Annotated in this window: 2 protein-coding genes; one reads left to right on the plus strand and one right to left on the minus strand. The window is 66.6% G+C overall.

Features of this window, described 5'->3' with window-relative positions; translation table 11 throughout:
• On the minus strand, positions 1-372 hold a 372-nt coding region (locus tag A5652_RS05115; protein ID WP_156745166.1), incomplete at its 3' end, for a TetR/AcrR family transcriptional regulator.
• Between the two features lie 128 nt (positions 373-500).
• On the opposite strand from A5652_RS05115, the gene A5652_RS26445 reads away from it, so the two are divergent.
• Positions 501-682, plus strand: a 182-nt coding sequence (locus A5652_RS26445) for a TetR/AcrR family transcriptional regulator (RefSeq protein WP_156745167.1), incomplete at its 3' end; no start/stop codon positions are given.

A 682-nucleotide genomic window follows, 5' to 3' on the forward strand; every position in this document is an offset into this window, starting at 1 on the left:
CGCGTTCTCCGCCCGGAGCACCCACTCGAACGCCGCCAGGTCGGGGTACTCGCGCATCAGCCGGCCCGATTCGTCGAACACCGCAACGAGGCGATCGACGATGTGGTCGGACTGCGCGGCGGCCGCCCGCAGCCTGGGAAGCGCGATCTGGTCCATCTCGCTGACGGTGGCGTCTAACAACTCGGACTTGTTCGCAAAGTAGTGATACAGGCTGCCGCTGGTCATCTCCGCGGTTCGGGCGATCTCCCGAATCGTCGCGCGGGTATAGCCCGCCTCACCGACACAGCGCATCGCCGCGGCGATGATTCGCGCCCGGGTCTGCTCGCCGTCGGCGCCCACCGGGCGGCCCAGTTGCGGCGGAGTGACAGTCATGGTGCCTCGGGGGTTTGTCGGTCACGCACCGGGCACCTCCGCGCCAACAACAAATCGATCGTCCGATTATATTCAATTCGTCGGCGCCATCGGTCGGCGGACGGGATGCGATCAGTGGAGGCAGCACCGTGATTCGGACGCAGCGCGGGCGGCCGGTCGGTGCCAGTGGCGAAAAGACTCGCCAGCGGATCATCGTCGCCACCATGCGGTGCGTGGCCGCGGCGGGGTACGCGCGGGCAACGATTCGTGAGATCGCCCGCACCGCGAATGTGACCAGTGCAAGCCTCTACAACTACTTCCCGAACAAGTC

It is taken from the genome of Mycobacterium sp. 1165178.9, assembly GCF_001673555.1.
Classification (GTDB): domain Bacteria; phylum Actinomycetota; class Actinomycetes; order Mycobacteriales; family Mycobacteriaceae; genus Mycobacterium.